Annotated in this window: 15 protein-coding genes; 5 read left to right on the top strand and 10 right to left on the bottom strand. The window is 60.5% G+C overall.

Translation table 11 applies throughout. The features are described from left to right. Nucleotides 1-32: 32 nt before the first annotated feature. Nucleotides 33-1727 (top strand): pyridoxal phosphate-dependent decarboxylase family protein, encoded by a 1695-nt coding sequence (locus G5332_RS04065; protein WP_421311134.1) that lies wholly within the window; start codon nt 33-35, stop codon nt 1725-1727. A 144-nt stretch (nt 1728-1871) separates the two neighbouring features. On the opposite strand, the gene G5332_RS04060 is transcribed toward G5332_RS04065, so the two are convergent. The 3 genes from G5332_RS04060 to yiaY form a co-directional block, all read right to left on the bottom strand. Then, nucleotides 1872-2501, bottom strand: a complete 630-nt coding sequence (locus G5332_RS04060; RefSeq protein WP_421259176.1) for an NAD(P)H-binding protein — start codon at nt 2499-2501, stop codon at nt 1872-1874. Nucleotides 2502-2672: 171 nt separating this feature from the next. After that, entirely contained in the window at nt 2673-3011 is a 339-nt protein-coding gene (gene bamE / locus G5332_RS04055) for an outer membrane protein assembly factor BamE (protein WP_005337980.1), read from the bottom strand. A gap of 136 nt (nt 3012-3147) precedes the next feature. Then, nucleotides 3148-4299 (bottom strand): L-threonine dehydrogenase, encoded by a 1152-nt coding sequence (yiaY, locus tag G5332_RS04050; RefSeq protein ID WP_005359322.1) that lies wholly within the window; start codon nt 4297-4299, stop codon nt 3148-3150. 382 nt (nt 4300-4681) lie between these two features. Between yiaY and udp the strand changes: the two genes are divergently transcribed. Beyond that, the gene (gene udp / locus G5332_RS04045; protein ID WP_005337975.1) at nt 4682-5437 is read left to right on the top strand and encodes a uridine phosphorylase; all 756 of its coding nucleotides are present in this window, start codon (nt 4682-4684) and stop codon (nt 5435-5437) included. Nucleotides 5438-5577: 140 nt separating this feature from the next. On the opposite strand, the gene G5332_RS04040 is transcribed toward udp, so the two are convergent. Then, a complete protein-coding gene (locus G5332_RS04040) occupies nt 5578-6273 on the bottom strand; it encodes an RluA family pseudouridine synthase (protein WP_421311154.1) in 696 nt (231 codons plus the stop codon). 255 nt (nt 6274-6528) lie between these two features. Here G5332_RS04040 and rihA point away from each other — a divergent pair, with 255 nt between their 5' ends. Both rihA and G5332_RS04030 read left to right on the top strand, forming a co-directional pair. After that, complete coding sequence (gene rihA, locus G5332_RS04035) at nt 6529-7464, top strand: pyrimidine-specific ribonucleoside hydrolase RihA (protein WP_421171985.1); 936 nt, start codon at nt 6529-6531, stop codon at nt 7462-7464. 33 nt (nt 7465-7497) lie between these two features. Further along, complete coding sequence (locus G5332_RS04030) at nt 7498-7965, top strand: hypothetical protein (protein ID WP_005350434.1); 468 nt, start codon at nt 7498-7500, stop codon at nt 7963-7965. Between the two features lie 185 nt (nt 7966-8150). Here G5332_RS04030 and G5332_RS04025 read toward each other — a convergent pair whose 3' ends face one another. The 3 genes from G5332_RS04025 to G5332_RS04015 form a co-directional block, all read right to left on the bottom strand. After that, nucleotides 8151-8447 (bottom strand): winged helix-turn-helix domain-containing protein, encoded by a 297-nt coding sequence (locus tag G5332_RS04025; RefSeq protein ID WP_005344341.1) that lies wholly within the window; start codon nt 8445-8447, stop codon nt 8151-8153. Beyond that, on the bottom strand, nt 8444-8974 hold the full coding sequence (locus G5332_RS04020; protein ID WP_005350438.1) for a DUF1523 family protein: 531 nt from the start codon (nt 8972-8974) through the stop codon (nt 8444-8446). Before G5332_RS04020 ends, G5332_RS04025 begins: the two co-directional genes overlap by 4 nt. A 175-nt stretch (nt 8975-9149) precedes the next feature. Then, nucleotides 9150-10772 (bottom strand): methyl-accepting chemotaxis protein, encoded by a 1623-nt coding sequence (locus tag G5332_RS04015; RefSeq protein WP_216954225.1) that lies wholly within the window; start codon nt 10770-10772, stop codon nt 9150-9152. A 232-nt stretch (nt 10773-11004) separates the two neighbouring features. Here G5332_RS04015 and G5332_RS04010 point away from each other — a divergent pair, with 232 nt between their 5' ends. Next, nucleotides 11005-11637, top strand: coding sequence for a LysE family translocator (locus G5332_RS04010; protein ID WP_216954223.1), 633 nt, complete (start codon nt 11005-11007; stop codon nt 11635-11637). Between the two features lie 73 nt (nt 11638-11710). On the opposite strand, the gene G5332_RS04005 is transcribed toward G5332_RS04010, so the two are convergent. The 3 genes from G5332_RS04005 to G5332_RS03995 form a co-directional block, all read right to left on the bottom strand. Next, nucleotides 11711-12919, bottom strand: a complete 1209-nt coding sequence (locus tag G5332_RS04005) for a cation:proton antiporter (protein ID WP_421205789.1) — start codon at nt 12917-12919, stop codon at nt 11711-11713. 153 nt (nt 12920-13072) lie between these two features. Further along, nucleotides 13073-14176: a beta-N-acetylglucosaminidase domain-containing protein gene (locus G5332_RS04000; protein ID WP_421311133.1), complete on the bottom strand. Its 1104-nt coding sequence runs from the start codon at nt 14174-14176 to the stop codon at nt 13073-13075. Nucleotides 14177-14219: 43 nt separating this feature from the next. Next, a complete protein-coding gene (locus G5332_RS03995; RefSeq protein ID WP_005359340.1) occupies nt 14220-15947 on the bottom strand; it encodes a potassium/proton antiporter in 1728 nt (575 codons plus the stop codon). Nucleotides 15948-16158: the final 211 nt, after the last annotated feature.

Here is a 16158-nt window from a genome sequence, read left to right as displayed (position 1 = left end):
GGCCGCACATTTGCTGTACTAATGGTATAAAAATGAGTGACTTAGTTTATCTGCAAGACGAAAGCGTCAATGCCGTCCACCCCGATTTCTCCGCCCGTTTCGCCACCGTCAAAGCCAACTTTTTCTCGCGCAATCCCGATCTTTGGCCCGTTTTTCGCGAACCCGGATTTGCCACCCTCAATGAATTTCGGGCCCGTGGCCTGGCGCCGGATGCCCGCCTGAACGCCTGGCCTGATGGCCGTGCCCGCCTGGCCGATCTCTGCGAGACCATGCCGGTGCCCGCCACCATGCGTACCCCGGGCGAGCCGATGGCCGAGCTGCTGTTTGCCGCCGCCCTGTCGAAGGATTGGGAGAACCCCTCCAGCGTCGAGAACGTCATCACCATGTCGGCAGATCCCGCCATCTACGGCGCCCAGCTGGGCATTCTGGCCAACCCCAATCTGGTCTACTCCGAATATGCCGGGGTCGCCGAGGAGCTGGAGAAAAAGGTAGTGCGCCAGATTGCCCTGCTGGCGGGTTACGACCCGGCTCGCGCCACCGGCATCTTCACCCAGGGGGGGACCTTTTGTAACCTCTATGGCTATCTGCTCGGTATTCGCAAAACTTTGCCGGAGGCCAAGCACAAGGGGCTCGGTCACTATCAGGATTACCGCATCATCAACTCCCAGGGCGGTCACTACTCCAATATCACCAACCTCTCCCTGCTCGGGGTCGATATCGAGAACAAGACCATCCGCATTCAGGTCGGCGAGAACAACGACATCGATCTCGACCACCTCGAGCGCACCCTGACCGCCTGTTTTGCCCTGAAACACGTGGTGCCCACCATCATGCTCACCATGGGCACCACCGACACCTTCGGGGTGGATCAGGTGAAACCCGTGTTCGAGCTGCGCAATCGCCTCTGCGAGCAGTTTGAGGTGGCGGCCAAGCCCCATATCCACGTCGATGCCGCCATCGGCTGGTCGATGATCTTCTTCCTGGGTTACGACTTTGCCGCCAACCCGCTTGCCATCAACAGCGCGACTCTGGCAGGGATCGAGCGCAACGTGGCACGCTTTGCCGAGCTCAAATATGCCGACTCCTTCACCGTCGACTTCCAGAAGTGGGGCTATGTGCCCTACACCTCCAGTCTGGTGATGCTCAAGGAGCAGGATGACCTCAAGGCGATGGAGAATGACCCGGAGAACTTCTCCTACTTCGAGCGGGACATTCAGGGCCAGACCCACCTGCAATCCACCATCGAGTGTTCCCGCGGCGCGAGCGGTCTGTTCGGTGCCTATGCGGTGCTCAACTATATGGGGGTGGAGGGGTATCGCACCGTGCTGGCCCACTGCCTGCAAAATGCCAACTACTTCCGCTATCGCCTGAGTCAGCTTGGCAACGTCAAGCTGGTGGCGCAGGAGAATCAGGGGCCGAGCGTCGGCTTCAAGATCTACAACCCCGAGTGGGTGAGCGATCCGGAAGCCGAATTCGCCTTCGAGCTGGCCCGCTCCAGCGACCCTGCCTATAAGGCGCGGCTGCAGCGTAACACCGACTACCACCGCAGCCTGTTCAAGGGGCGCGGCAAGGTGGGGCTCTACACCAACTGGGTGGAGGCGGTGGCCCACTCCGACTACGATGCCCGCGGCAAATACTCCTACATCGCCGGGGAGAAGGCGGTCTTTATGAATCCTGCCTGCACTCGCGAGCAGATCGACGCCTTTATCGACCATATTCGCGGTTGATGGATGTTGCCCTGACAGTCGAGCGCGGCCTGTGATGGCAAGAGGCGGTCAGGGGACCTCGCCAACAGATAAACAAAGGGCAAGCCGGCTGGCTTGCCCTGCTGTTTTTGCGGCACAGAGCTTAAGTAGTGGGGAAGGCCTAGTTCAGAGGGCCAGCAACTGCTCGTTCTCGACAATCTCGCACCCGGCAGGCAGTTTCGAGAGGGCGATCATTGCGCGAGCCACCTGACTGGCCTCGATGGCGCGCCAGCGGGCGAGCTTGCCCACCAGCAGCGGCCGAAACAGCGGGTAGATGGTCTGAAAGATCTGCTCGGAGAGGCGCGGTGGCTGGCGATCCCCGAGCAGCATGGCGGGCCGCACGATGGCGAGCCGTGGCCAGGATTGGGCCAGCAGGGCCTGCTCCATCTCCCCCTTGGTACGCGGATAGAGAGCCGGGGACGATGCACTGGCCCCCATGCTCGAGACCACGATGAGCCGCTGACAGCCGTGACGGTGGGCCAGCTCGGCAAAGGCGACCACATAGTCGAGATCGACCCGGCGAAACGCCTCGGCAGAGCCCGCCTCCTTGCGGGTGGTGCCGAGGGCACAGAAGGCGATATCCACCGGGCGGGAGAGGGTAACGCTGGCCAGATCATCAAAATTGACCGGTAGCCAGTGGTGCGCCTCCTTGCCCGGCTTGCGACAGAGCAGGGTCAGTTCATGTTCGGCAGGCAGTTGCTGCACCAGTTCGCGACCGATCAGGCCGCTGGCTCCGGCAATCAGGATCCGGCTCATGGGGATTCTCCCTGTGTCATTCGATGGTGTTGATGCCATGGTGGCTGCTCATCAGCATCAGGCAATTTGCGAGCAGCTGCAATGGGGAGAAATGACTCAGTGTTGTCGGGCAGGATGAATTACGCGGGGCTGGATAAAACAAAACCGGCGCGAGGCCGGTTTTGCGGGATATCAGAGCGGGGTATTGAAAGCTGCTGGCAGCGGGAAGTCACCCGTCACTGTGGTCAGCCTGTCGTTGGCGAAGGTGACAGTGAGCTCTTTGCGCTCCTTGTCGCCGTGGCCCGGCTGGAATTCATAGAGGTAGTACCAGGTGTTGGGGTCAAAGCCGTCACGCAGCATGGGGGTTCCCAGTACATAGCTGACCTGCTCGCGGGTCATCCCCTGGCGCAGTTTGTCGACCTGTTTTTGTTCCACATAGTTGCCCTGGGGAATATCGATACGATAGACCAGGCTGCAACCGGAGAGGGTGAGGGCGGTCAAAGCCGCGGCAATCAGGTGTTTCATCCGCATATCGAGTTCAGATCATCCATACAGTCTTTTTGGCTCGGCAAATCATACCGACTCCCTCCACGGAAGTAAAAAGCCATTGATCCATCAGCCAATAAAAAGGGTCGCACTGCGACCCTTTCTGGCAATCCGGCTGCTGTTACATCGCCGCGCGGAAGATGGCAACGATCTCTTCGTGGCTAGCCTGTTTCGGGTTGGTGAAGCCGCAGGCATCTTTCAGGGCGTTGCTGGCCAGGGTATCGAAGTCATCGGCCTTGACGCCGAGCTGCTCCAGACCGGCCGGGATCTTCACATCCAGCGCCAGCTGCTTGATGGCGGCAATGGCAGCGGCAGCGCCCTGCTCATCGCTCATGGCACTCACGTCCACCCCCATGTAGCGGGCCACATCCTTCAGACGAGCGGCGCTTACCTGGGCGTTGAACGCCTGAACGTGGGGCAGCAGCACGGCGTTGCAGACACCGTGGGGCAGGTCATAGAAGCCGCCCAGCTGGTGGGCCATGGCGTGCACGTAGCCGAGGCTTGCGTTGTTGAAGGCCATGCCGGCCAGGAACTGGGCGTAGGCCATCTGCTCGCGGGCATGCAGGTCATCGCCATGGTGAACGGCGGTGCGCAGGTGCTTGGCAATCAGCTCGATGGCCATCACGGCGCTGGCATCGGTTACCGGGGTGGCGATGGTGGAGACATAGGCTTCGATGGCGTGGGTCAGGGCATCCATACCGGTGGCGGCGGTGAGACCGGCTGGCTTGGCCAGCATCAGCTCGGGGTCGTTGACCGACATCAGCGGGGTAACGTGCTTGTCGATGATGGCCATTTTCACGTGGCGCGCTTCGTCGGTGATGATGCAGAAGCGGGTCATCTCGGAGGCGGTACCGGCGGTGGTGTTGATGGCGATAAGCGGCAGTTGCGGTTTGGCGGAGCGATCCACCCCTTCGTAATCCTTGATGCTGCCACCGTTGGCGGCGACCAGCGCGATGCCCTTGGCGCAGTCGTGGGGCGAGCCGCCACCCAGCGAGATGACGCAATCGCAGCCGTTGGCCTTGATCATGGCCAGACCCGCTTCGACGTTGCTGGTAGTGGGGTTGGGTTTGGTCTCATCGAAAACTGCGCTTTCAATGCCATGTTCAGCCAGCAGGGTGGTGAGCTTGGCGACCACGCCGATCTGGTTGAGGATTTTGTCGGTGACGATCAGCGCCTTGCGGTAGCCGTAACCCTTGATATCGGCGGCAGCCTCTTGCAGGCAGCCGGCACCCATCAGGTTGATAGCGGGAATATAGAATTTGAATGTAGCCATGATGGACTTCCTATAGTTAGCCATTAAGTGGTATTTGAGCGCTAGGCTACCATCTAGAAAGGGATACAAAAGCATCTTGTTTACAACTTTACGGGGTCGATCACGAGTCGTTAATTAAGCGCTGAACCAGGCTTGACTTTCCCGCATCTGACTCGATTTGCAGAAAAACGTTTGTCAATTATTTCATTGAGTTAGCAAACGTTTTGCGCAATGTTTGTCACTGTCAATGCGTGGAAGTGTGAGGCGCTTCAAGGAATTGGAAAGCGCTTTCGACCATAGTTGGCGCCTCCCCGAAGAGGGGGGTAAAGGCTTGAAAGTATCATAAAGAATCATCTTAACTTGTGCCCTGACCATGCTGGCAGGGGGCAACCAGGAGTCCACTATGTCTGATGTATTTCACTTGGGTTTGAAGAAAGCGGATCTGCAAGGCGCCACCCTGGCGATCGTCCCCGGTGACCCCGAGCGCGTGAAGCGTATCGCAGAGCTGTTGGATAACCCGGTGCACCTGGCCAGCCATCGTGAATTCACTACCTGGCGCGGCGAGATGGACGGCAAGGCCGTGATCATCTGCTCTACCGGTATCGGTGGCCCGTCCACCTCCATCGCGGTAGAAGAGCTGGCCCAGCTGGGTATCCGCACCTTCCTGCGTATCGGTACCACCGGCGCCATCCAGCCGCACCTGAACGTGGGTGACGTGATCGTGACCACCGGTTCCGTGCGCCTCGACGGTGCCAGCTTGCACTTCGCACCGATGGAGTTCCCGGCTGTTGCCGACTTCGACTGCACCACTGCGCTGGTTAACACCGCCAAAGAGATGGGCTCCAAGCTGCACATCGGTGTGACTGCCTCCTCCGACACCTTCTACCCGGGTCAGGAGCGTTACGACACCGTATCCGGCCGCGTAGTGAGCCGTTTCCAGGGTTCCATGAAAGAGTGGCAAGCCATGGGCGTGCTGAACTATGAGATGGAGTCTGCAACCCTGCTGACCATGTGCTCCAGCCAGGGCCTGCGTGCCGGTATGGTGGCTGGCGTTATCGTCAACCGTACCCAGCAGGAAATCCCGAACGCCGAGACCATGGCGAAGACCGAATCTGATGCCATCAAGATCGTATTGGGCGCTGCCCGCAAGCTGATCTGATAGCACCACAAAGAGTGGGGGGTGGGGGCCGTTGCGAAAGCGCGGCCCCTATCTTTATCCGCCGTTTACCGCTTTTCCTCTCCCGTCACGCCTTTCACTGATCCCGTTGCACTCGCACTTGTTGTCTCTACCCATTGCTTCTAAAACGGCGCTGGACAGCGCGCTTGCATCGGCTCGCCGCTCACCGGATGAGTCAAATCCAGCTCGCTGGCATGCAGCATCAGCCGCGGCGCCTGTTTGCAGCCGGGGGGAAGCAGGCCACCATAGAGATCGCAACCGAGGATGGGGTGGCCCAGCAGCTGGCTGTGGATGCGCAGCTGATGGGTGCGGCCGGTCTGTGGCACCAGTCGTACCCGGGTCAGGGGAACGGTCTGCCCCTGAATCTGCTGCGCCAGCCGCTCCACCACCTGATAGCGGGAGCGGGCGGGTTTGCCGCTGGCGGCGCAGATCTTCATCAGCGGAAAGAGAGCCGGATCCTTGGCGATAGGGGCGTCGATAACTCCTTCGTCGTCAATCAGATGACCGCAGAGCAGGGCGCTGTAGGCTTTGCTCACCGCCCGCTGACTGAACTGCTGGCAGAGCAGGGCATTGATGGCCTTGTTTCTGGCCACCACCATGATGCCTGAGGTGCCAAAATCTAGGCGATGCACCAGGGTGCAGCCGGGGAAATCCTGCACCAGTCGATAGTGAACCGAGTCGAGGTTCTGCGGATTTTTGCCCGACAGACTCAGCAGGCCGCTCGGCTTGTTGATTAGCAGCAGGTGCTCATCTTCGAACAGGATCTCGATGGCGGCCTTGCAGGGCGGGGCGATAAAGGTGTCGACGATAACGGACATAGGTGGCACGGGCAGAAAACGGGGTGCGATCATACCCGAACCGGCGCGGCCGGGCGAATGGGTGGTGCGCAGCCTCGGAAAATGAACGTCATGACGCCATGCAACCTTTTGATAATGAGCCGTGTTGAGCGAGGTGGTGTACAGTGCAAACCGCCCAGGTCAGCAACAAGGCCCCGTTTTGTGACCCCTTCCCGAGTTCATCCTAGGCTTGCTTGTTAAGGTATGGCTCCCTGTTATGTTGTAAGGACTCATCCCATGGCACTGCCCGTTATTCTCGATTGTGATCCCGGCCACGACGACGCCATCGCCCTCATTCTGGCGCTGGCCAGCCCTGAACTGAAGGTGCTGGCGGTTACCACCAGCGCGGGCAACCAGACGCCGGACAAGACCCTCAACAATGCCCTGCGCATCCTCACCTTGCTGGGACGTGACGATATTCCGGTGGCGGCCGGGGCACCGAAACCGCTGGCCCGCGAGTTGATCATCGCCGACAACGTCCACGGCGAGTCGGGCCTCGATGGCCCCAAACTGCCTGATCCTGCCTTTGCGCCACAGGCCATGACTGGGCTTGAATTGATGGCCAAATGTCTGCGCGAGAGCCTAGAACCTGTGACCCTGGTGCCGACCGGCCCGCTCACCAATATCGCCCTGCTGCTGGCGGCTCACCCGGAACTAAAGGGCAAGATCGCCCGCATCGTATTGATGGGGGGCGCCGCAGGGGCTGGCAACTGGACGCCGGCGGCGGAATTCAATATTTATGTGGACCCGGAAGCAGCCGATATGGTCTTCAAGTCGGGGATCCCTATCACCATGTGTGGCCTTGATGTGACCCACGAGGCGCAGGTGATGGACGAGGATATCGAGCGGGTGCGCGCCATCACCAATCCGGTGGCCCAGTGTGTGGCCGGGCTGCTCGACTTTTTCATGATCTACCATCGGGATCCCAAGTGGGGATTTGCTGGTGCACCGCTCCACGACCCCTGTACCATTGCCTGGTTGCTGGCTCCCGAGCTGTTCCACGGGGTCGAGTGCCGGGTCGATATCGAGACCAGCGGGGAGCATACCGTGGGGATGACGGTGGTGGATCGTTATGGTCTGACCGGCAAGCCAGCCAATGCGCTGGTATTGTTGGGGCTGGATCGTCCGGGCTTTATTGATCTGCTGGTGACGCGGCTGCGGGCGTTTGACTGAGCGCCGGTTCATTTTTGCAAGAAGGGGCGGGGAATGTGGAAGAGAGGCTTGGTGCTGCTGGCCGGGTTGCAACTGACAGGCTGTGCGACGCCATTTGAGCGGATGTGGCAGGGGCTGGCGACCTGTGAATTTACCGATCTCTATGTGGATGAGACGGGCAGGCCCGCCAATCTACAACTGGCCAACTACACCCCCTACAAGGTGAGCGATGGCTTTGCCTGGTACAAGGTGCACGAGGAGCTGCACGGCCTGCCGGTGGTCGGTTTTATCGTGCCCGCCTCCAGCTTCGAAGTGCACGCCCTGTTTGTTGATACCCCCATCGCCAATGCCCGCCGCTTGACCCACAACGCCTACGGCAGCGAGTTTGGCGACGAGCAGAAGCATGACGAGGGCTCAGCCCCTCTGCTTTTGCGCGATCCCAACAACCCCAAGCGCTCCATCATTGACTGCACCCGCGGCGAGTCTGATGGGGAACTTGAGGATTCGGCCATGCCTGAGTAGGACTACCTGTCATGCTATCGGCCTGAAATAGAGGGGCCAGCCTTGCCGGCTGGCCCCTCTTTTTTATTGTTGCTTAGCGCCCTGATCAGGGATAGCTCAGCGTCTCCTTGATAAGAGGCAGCTGGGCCTTGATCCATGCCGGATTGCAATAGGTTCCCCAGTCGCAGGCCTGACTCGACATCATTTCAGGGATAGCTCAAAGTCTCTTTGATAAGCGGCAGTTGAGCCTTGATCCACGCTGGGTTGATGGGGCCCCAGTCGCTGATGCGGTAGTGTCCCTGCAGGTGGCGAGCCCCCTCGGTCTGCTCGAAGGCGCAGCTGATGTCGAGCTCGGCCAGCGCGCTCAGGGTATCCTGCGCTGTGCGGCGCGGCATGCCGGTCGCCTCCATAATGGCAGGCACCGTATCTGTGCCCTGGCTGATCAGCCAGGCCACGTAGAGCCGCCGGTAGAAGCTGGTGCGGGTCTTGCTCGGCTCACTCATAGCTCGTCCTCAAGGCGATCGAAGTAGCGCCAGGTCGCGATGGCGGCTTTGCCCATCACCAGCGCCCAGAGGCCGAACCAGAACCAGCGGAAGAAGCTCCAGGTGGAGGCGTCAGGCTCGGTACTCTCAATCTTGGTGACGTTGGGGAACATGGAGAACATGTTCACGCGCCATCCGTAGGAGGTAATGATGGCCAGGCGTTTCTCGAACTCCATGGACTTGGCCTTGGCCTGGACGTCGGCGGCGTTGAACTTGAAGTAGAAGGGCCAGCCCCACTCGGTATCTTCATTGCGAAACACCCGGATCTTCTCGCCGGGGCGCTCGGTGTAGATGTAATAGACGTCGGTGGTGGGGCCGTCTGCCGGGTTCTTTTGGCTGATGGGGCCATCCTTGTCGGTGCGCTTCACCTCGACCCCGGTGATGGTGGCGATGGTGTGCTCCGGCAGGTAGTAGTCGAGCCAGGCGGCGGAAATGAGGGCGATGAGCCCCAGTGCGATAAAAGCGGGTTTCTTGAATCTCAGGCTCATGGTGTGCTCACGTGAGGGGGAGTAACGTGCCTCTACCATACCGATATTTGACAGGGCAGCCCAGCCCCTTAAGGCGCCACAAGCCAAAAAATGGCGTTTAAAACAGAGACAAAGCCATTGCTCCATCAACAAGAAAGGCCCTTGCGGGCCTTTTTGTCTGGTTCACTTTGTGCGCTTACAGCTGGAATTGAGCCAGCTGTTTGCGTTGCTGCTCGGCGAGCTGGGAGAGCTCGTTGCTGGCACTGGCGCTCTGGCTGATGCCGGCGGAGCTCTGGCTCACGATCTCGTGAATATTGGTGATGTTGCGGTTGATGTCGGCAGTGACGCAGGACTGCTCCTCGGCTGCGGTGGCGACCTGGGCGTTGGCGTCGTTGATCTGGCGTACGGCACCGGTAATGCCGCTCAGCAGATCCTGCACCTGAGCTGACAGGCGTTGGTTATGACCGAGGATCTCCAGGGTCTCCTGCACGCCGTTGTTGGCGGATTGGGACTGGCTCTGCAGCCGCTCGATGATGGCCTGGATCTCCTTGGTGGAGTCCTGGGTACGGGCTGCCAGCATTCTCACCTCGTCGGCCACCACCGCAAAACCACGACCCGTTTCGCCGGCACGGGCCGCTTCGATGGCGGCATTGAGCGCCAGCAGGTTGGTCTGCTCGGAGATCCCCTGGATCACTTCAATTACCTTGCCGATCTGCTCGGACTGGGATTTGAGCTGAGCCACGATGGCGGCAGCATCTTCCAGACTGCCTGCCATCCGGCTGTTGGCGGCGATGCTTTCGGTAAAGAGGGCGAGCCCCTGTTCGACCCGGCCATTGGCATCCCGCGCCAGCTCGTCGGCGATGGCGGCGTTGTGGTTGACGTTGTCTGCTGTGCTGGAGAGTTCGGTCACGGCGGAGGCGACCTGTTCGATCTCGCTGTGCTGCTGCTGGGCGTTGGCTTCAGCCTGGGTCATCACGGCGGCCAGCTCGGTGGCGGCGGAGGCGACGCTGTTGCTGATCCCGGTCAGGTTCTCGATGGTGCTACCAAGTTGCCCCAGAGTGAGGTTGATATCTTTGGCCAGACGGGTCAGCTCGTTGTTGCCATCCGCTTTGGCGCGCACGTTGAAGCGCCCTTGCGCCACGGCGTGCATCACCTCTTGCAACTGACCGATGGGGCTGACGATGCGACCGGAGAGGACCCAGCCACAGATCAGCGCCGCCAGTAGGGTACCGGCGGTGAGCAGCAGGGTACGCAGCAGGGTTGCGTCGTAGTGAGCCTGCTCGTCGGCCAGCTCTTGCTGGATCAGCTGGTTGATGTGGGCCGACATGCTGTCGATCTGTTTGATCAGCTGTTCACCCAGCTCGCGGAAATGGAGGCGGGCCGCCTCGTAGGCGACCGGATCGCCGCCACCCTGATGTTTTTGCGCCAGCAGCGGCAGCATGTTGCTGCGGGTATGGCTGAGGTAGGCCTGCAGGGCGGCAGCGACCTGCCGGTTATCCTGCTCGGCACCGGGGAGCACCAGACGGCCGAGAATGGTGTTGATCTCCTGCTCGGCGCTGTTGAGGTTCGCAGGTAGTGCGGCAAACAGCTTGGCATCGTAGAGGCCATAGATGGCGCTGGTGCGCAGCCGGTAGGTGGCGTGGATCAGTTTGGCAATATCGTCCTTGTGCTGGACCACGCTCTGGGTCGTCTCATCTATGTCATTGATGGCTTCATCCAGCCCCTGTTTACTGATGGCAATCATCACCATCATCAGCAGGCTGGCCAGCAGCAGCGGTATCAGGACCTGGACACGTATTGATAGATTATTCAATGACATAAATGGCTCTAATCCGAAATGGGAGGAGCCGACATATTACACACCTACGTCAGGAGCTGTCACAGGCTTTTATTGCTGAAATTTGCTGAAGAAAAGGTTTTTCCTTGTGAAAAAGGCGCCATATATGCATGATTGAACGCTTGATCCCCTGAATATGTGGTACAACTGGCCGGATTGAGTCAATCCTGTCCCGTTTTCGTGATTCCCCGCTCTTGGCGTATGGAGGTGTGTAGTGTCCAGCTGGATCGATCCGGCCATTCTGGCTCTGTTTATCCCGACCTTTTTCTTTGTCTCGGTGACCCCCGGCATGTGCATGACCCTGTCGATGACGTTGGGGATGAGCCTGGGGGTGCGCCGTACCCTGCACATGATGTGGGGGGAGCTGATCGGAGTCGGGTTGGTCTCGGTGCTGTCGGTGATCGGGGTGGCTGCCATCATGCTCAACTATCCGGGGATCTTTGCCGCCTTCAAATATGTGGGGGGCGCCTATCTGGTTTGGCTCGGTATCCAGATGTGGCAGGCCAAGGGGAAGATGGCCATTCCGGCGGATCTTTCGTCCGGTCAGCAGACCAGCGCCATGGGACTGGCGGTGCAGGGTTTCGTCACCGCCATTGCCAACCCCAAGGGGTGGGCCTTCATGATCTCCCTGCTGCCACCGTTCATTTCGGCCAGCAAGCCGATGGTGCCGCAGATCACTGCGCTGGTGGCGCTGATCCTGGTCATCGAATTCTCCTGCCTGCTGCTCTACGCCAGTGGTGGCCGAACTCTGCGCCACTTCCTCGCCAAGAGCGGCAACGTCACCCTGATGAACCGCATCGCCGGTACTCTGATGCTGGGGGTGGGAGTCTGGCTGGCGCTTGGTTAAGCGCTGTTAGTGACCCCCACCAGACAAGAAAAATGCCACCGGTCGGTGGCATTTTTTATGAGTGCCAAGTGGTTCAGCGGGGTTTGAAACGTGTGACCCAGGGGTTGGCGGTGATGCCATGCAGCAGCACGCTCAATATGATGGTGCAGAGCACAGTGGCGATGATGGGGCGCTGGCCAATCAGGGCAGGCTGGTTTTGCAGCACCATCACTGCAAAGACGATACTGGCAAGGCCCCGCGGGCCGAACCAGCCGATAAAGAGCTTGAGCTCTGGCTTGAGGCCGGTGCCGAGCAGGCTCAGCCAGACCGGCACCATCCGCAGCAGGGTGAGGCTGGCAATGGCATAGAGCCAGTATTGCCAGTGCATCAGCTCCGACAACATGGGGAGCAGAGTTGCGCCAAACACCATCCAGATCACCACGGAGAGCAGGTCGCCGTAGCCTTCGCAACTGTCCATATAGGCGTGCTTGTGTTCACCGAGTCTGCGCCCGATAAAGAGACCGCCGACAAAGGCGGCGATAAAGCCGCTCCCCCCCAGACTCTGGGCCAGCGCAAAGCAGAGCAGGGCCAGTCCCGGCATGGTGAGCTGGCGCCAGAGCGGCAGTTGCCAGCCGTTGAGATAGGAGATTTTCAGCAGCCGTATGGTTAGGCTGGTCAGTACAAAAGCGACCAGGAGGCCAATGCCGATCTCCTCCAGCATCAGGGTGATGGCCAGCGTGGCTGTGCCTGCGTGCTGCTCTGTGGGGGCGATAAGGGCCAGCAGCAGAAGCAGCACAGGCACACAGATGCCGTCGTTGAGGCCGCTCTCCTGATTGAGCCCTTCGCGCAGTGGCGCCGGTACGGCCGGGTTGCTCACCACCGCCTTGCCGAGCGCCGCATCCGTGGGGGCAAGAATGGTGGAGAGGATGGCCATCTCCAGCAGTGGCAGGTCGGGGAAGATCCAGTGACCAAACAGGGCTCCGGCGATGAGCGTCAGTGGCAGGCCGATCATTAGCAGCCGGATGGGGAGCTGCCGGTTGGCCAGCAATACTTGCCAGTTGGTGTTGGCGGCATCGTTGAACAGCACGATAACCAGAGTCAGCTCGGCCAGCAGCTTGATGCCGGCGCTGTCGATAGAGAGGGAGAGCAGCTCCAGCCCGCCAGGCCCCAGCAACCAGCCGGTCAGCAGAAAGAGCAGGGGGCCGTTGACCAGCTTTGATTCGAAGCGCCCCGCGATCAGGCTGTAGATCAGCAAGAAGGCAGCGATCACCGCCAGATTCTGGTAAAGCAGATGTGTATCCATACAAGCTCCCTTGAAACCATCTTGTCAGGGCTGTTTAACTGCCATCCTGGCCCCGGGTTATGCCCGATATTCTCAGTGATTAACTCTTTGTTGCCGTAACTGTGCGCACACCTTGTCCAGAGTGGCTGTGCCCATCACGCCTGCCGAGGCAGATCAATCGGTCAGGCAGTCGGGGTCGAACACATACTCCCCATCCAGCCAGCGCACGATTTCGTCGACGCAGGATTGGTCACGAAACGGCAGGTAGCGGGCCTTGAGATGGGCCACCTGCTCAGGGGTCAGCTGGGCCATCCCTATGTCCTGAAACAGCGGCAGGTCGGCCTCGATCATCGCCGAGATCTGTGGGCCGCAGGTGGCGTTGAGGGCGGCATGCTGCGCCTTGTCGGGGTCGTACTGCTTGCCGAGGCGGTAGCTCATCGGCAGGGTGGCGAGGGGTAGGGTCGACAGCGCCGCCTGTTTCATCGGGTTGACCGCGTGGCCAGAGACCAGCTCTGCCAGCTCGGCAGGGCGATTCTCGAAGGCGCGCAGGTGCAGGTAGCTGCTCGCCTTGCTGCCATCGTTGACCGGGTAGTTGTCCCACAGGAAGGGCTTGCGGCCGAGCAGTTCGGTCACCTGCTTGAGGTGGCTGGCCGGATATTCGCTGGAGCAGACCTTGGGGCCGGTCCAGAAGATCTCGAAACGGCGATCGAGCCGCTCGCCAAGCTCCTCCAGATAGTGGGGAGGCATGGCGCCAAACACATTCTCCAGCACCGGATCGGTCGAGTAGTAGCTGGGGCAGAAGATGAGGCGGGTCGCCTTGCTGTGGGCCGCGATGTCGTGGGCGATGATGAGCTGATGGTGCGCCAGATCCGGGGTATCCCCCTTCATGTCGTCAAACAGCACTGCCAGAATGTCAGGCTGCAGCATCTCGTCGATGAGGCGCACTTTCTCAAGCAGCGCCGAGCGTTTGCGATCGTAGTCGTGATGAGCCCCCATGGGGCTCAAGCCCACCCCGAAGGCGAGCCCGTTGGCGCGGCACTGGCGCGCCAGTTCGGCGAGATCCGCCAGCTGCTGCTCGGGCCAGGGGAGGGCCCAGTGCTTGCGCAGATAGCCATCCTCTTTCGGTGCATAGATATAGAAACCGTAACCGTGGCGTGGCAGCCACTGGGCGTAGCGGGCGCGGGCCTGCCAGCTCCATCCCTTGCCAAAAAAGCCTTCAATGACCCCCAGATTGGCAGCGGGGGGCAGGGGGCCGGACAGCAAACTTTGATATGGCATAACTCTCTCCCTTCTTGCTGGGGACTTGATACGGGACGGTCAGTCAGACCGGGTCCTCTTCCTGAAAGCGCACCCCGATCTTGCTCGGCACGCTCTCGTCCATTTCGGCCACGGTCCAGATCAGGCCCTGCCATTCGATGTTGTCACCGACCACCAGATTATCGCCCAACTGACTGGCAATAAAATCGCCCAGTGTCTGATCCGCCACCTCGCTCACATCCAGCCCGTAAAGAGGGGCGAGATCCACCAGCCGTGCCGCCGCTTCCAGCAGGAAGTCACCGAAGAAGCGGGGGCCGAGATCTTGCTCCGGTGCCTGACTAAAGAGCTGACCGAGGGCGGGGAGGTCACGTTCGTGACCGATGACGCAGAGGATGTCATCGGCCTGCAGACAGGTACTACCCGAGGGGTGGAGCAGCTCGCGGCCACGAAACAGGGCGCAGATCCGGGTGCCGGTGGGCATCTGCAGATCCCGCAGTGGCGAGCCGATGCACCACTTCTCTTCCCCCAGCTGGTAGACGAAGGTCTCCCACTGGCTGTCGAGATCGATTTCGAGCCCGGAGCGGTTGATGGGCGACGGCGGTGCCGGTACCTCCACCCGCGCCAGTTTTGAGGCCAGCGGTAGCGAGCTGCCCTGCAAAATCAGCGAGACCAGTACTACAAAGAAGGCGACGTTGAAGTAGAGCTGGGCGTTGGGCAGCCCCGCCATCATGGGGAACACCGCCAGAATGATGGGCACGGCGCCGCGCAGGCCAACCCAGGAGATAAACCAGCGCTCGCGGGGGGCGAAGTTCTTGAACGGTAGCAGCCCGATCCAGACCGACACCGGGCGGGCAAACAGGATCATCCACATCGCCAGCGCCAGCGCGGGCAGGGCGATGGGCAGCAGCTTGTGGGGGGAGGCAAGCAGCCCCAGCACCAGAAACATGCCGATTTGGCTGAGCCAGGTCAGACCGTCCAGCACCGACAATGTGGTGCTGCGGCTGCGCAGGGCGAGGTTACCGAGCAACAGACCGGTGAGATAGATGGCGAGAATGCCGCTGCCACCGACCGCCGTGGTGAGGGCGAAGATCAGCAGACCGCCGCTGACGGTGAGCAGCGGATAGAGCCCCGGCGCCAAGCGGGCTGTGTTGATGAGGCGCCACAGCAGCCAGCCGCCGCCAAGGCCGATCCCGGCGCCAAGACCAAACTGCTTGACCAGTTGCAGCAGCAGGAAGCCCCCATCCAGCCCTTGCTGGGCGGTGGCGAGCACCTCGATCAGGGTGACGGTAAGAAACACTGCCATAGGATCGTTGCTGCCCGACTCTATCTCCAGCGTCGCGCTCACCCGCTCGTTGAGGCTGCGCCCGCCAAGCAGGGAGAAAACCGCTGCCGCATCGGTGGAGCCGACGATGGCGCCGATCAGCATCCCCTGCATCAGGTTGAGGTCAAACAGCCAGGCTGCGGCAAGCCCCGTCAGGCCGGTGGTGATAGCCACCCCGACTGTCGCCAGCGACAAGGCAGGCCAGAGTGCAACCCGAAACGAGGAGACCCGGGTGCGCATGCCACCGTCGAGCAGAATGATGGCAAGCGCCAGGTTGCCCACCAGATAGGCGATGGAGTAGTCGGCGAAGTGGATGCCACCAGGGCCATCCTCACCGGCCAGCATGCCGACGGCGAGGAAGATAACCAGAATGGGAATACCGAGGCGGGAAGAGAGGGCGCTCAACAGTACGCTGGCTCCCACCAACAGGGCAGCGACAAAAAAGAAACTGTTGATGGTAGCGGCATCCAAGGGCGAACTCCTTCCTGGTAATGTGCAAAGTAGGCACATTATATGCAGTTAGGCACCCCTTGTGTGGCTTATTTGTGCATCAATTTTCACTTTCTTACATTTTTCATCCCTTTTTTCAGCATGGCCGCGCCATATTCTGACTGTGACGGGGTTAACGAAAGCGGAGTCAAAGGAGCGTCGATTTCAGGATGCGCAGGGAGGAGAGGGCGGG

Source organism: Aeromonas sp. 603757 (assembly GCF_049171255.1).
In the GTDB taxonomy this organism is placed as follows: domain Bacteria; phylum Pseudomonadota; class Gammaproteobacteria; order Enterobacterales; family Aeromonadaceae; genus Aeromonas; species Aeromonas veronii_A.
Note: the sequence above shows the minus strand (reverse complement) of the source record. Positions and strands in the feature narration are given on the sequence as shown.

Bases quoted from the DNA above. Each gene is read 5' to 3' on its own strand.
- G5332_RS04065 (WP_421311134.1), top strand. From the start codon at position 33: ATGAGTGACTTAGTTTATCTGCAAGACGAAAGCGTCAATGCCGTCCAC.
- G5332_RS04020 (WP_005350438.1), bottom strand. From the start codon at position 8,974: ATGAGCCTGAGATTCAAGAAACCCGCTTTTATCGCACTGGGGCTCATC.
- G5332_RS04015 (WP_216954225.1), bottom strand. From the start codon at position 10,772: ATGTCATTGAATAATCTATCAATACGTGTCCAGGTCCTGATACCGCTG.
- bamE (WP_005337980.1), bottom strand. From the start codon at position 3,011: ATGCGGATGAAACACCTGATTGCCGCGGCTTTGACCGCCCTCACCCTC.
- udp (WP_005337975.1), top strand. From the start codon at position 4,682: ATGTCTGATGTATTTCACTTGGGTTTGAAGAAAGCGGATCTGCAAGGC.
- G5332_RS04030 (WP_005350434.1), top strand. From the start codon at position 7,498: ATGTGGAAGAGAGGCTTGGTGCTGCTGGCCGGGTTGCAACTGACAGGC.
- G5332_RS04005 (WP_421205789.1), bottom strand. From the start codon at position 12,919: ATGGATACACATCTGCTTTACCAGAATCTGGCGGTGATCGCTGCCTTC.
- G5332_RS04025 (WP_005344341.1), bottom strand. From the start codon at position 8,447: ATGAGTGAGCCGAGCAAGACCCGCACCAGCTTCTACCGGCGGCTCTAC.
- yiaY (WP_005359322.1), bottom strand. From the start codon at position 4,299: ATGGCTACATTCAAATTCTATATTCCCGCTATCAACCTGATGGGTGCC.
- G5332_RS04060 (WP_421259176.1), bottom strand. From the start codon at position 2,501: ATGAGCCGGATCCTGATTGCCGGAGCCAGCGGCCTGATCGGTCGCGAA.
- G5332_RS04040 (WP_421311154.1), bottom strand. From the start codon at position 6,273: ATGTCCGTTATCGTCGACACCTTTATCGCCCCGCCCTGCAAGGCCGCC.
- G5332_RS04000 (WP_421311133.1), bottom strand. From the start codon at position 14,176: ATGCCATATCAAAGTTTGCTGTCCGGCCCCCTGCCCCCCGCTGCCAAT.
- rihA (WP_421171985.1), top strand. From the start codon at position 6,529: ATGGCACTGCCCGTTATTCTCGATTGTGATCCCGGCCACGACGACGCC.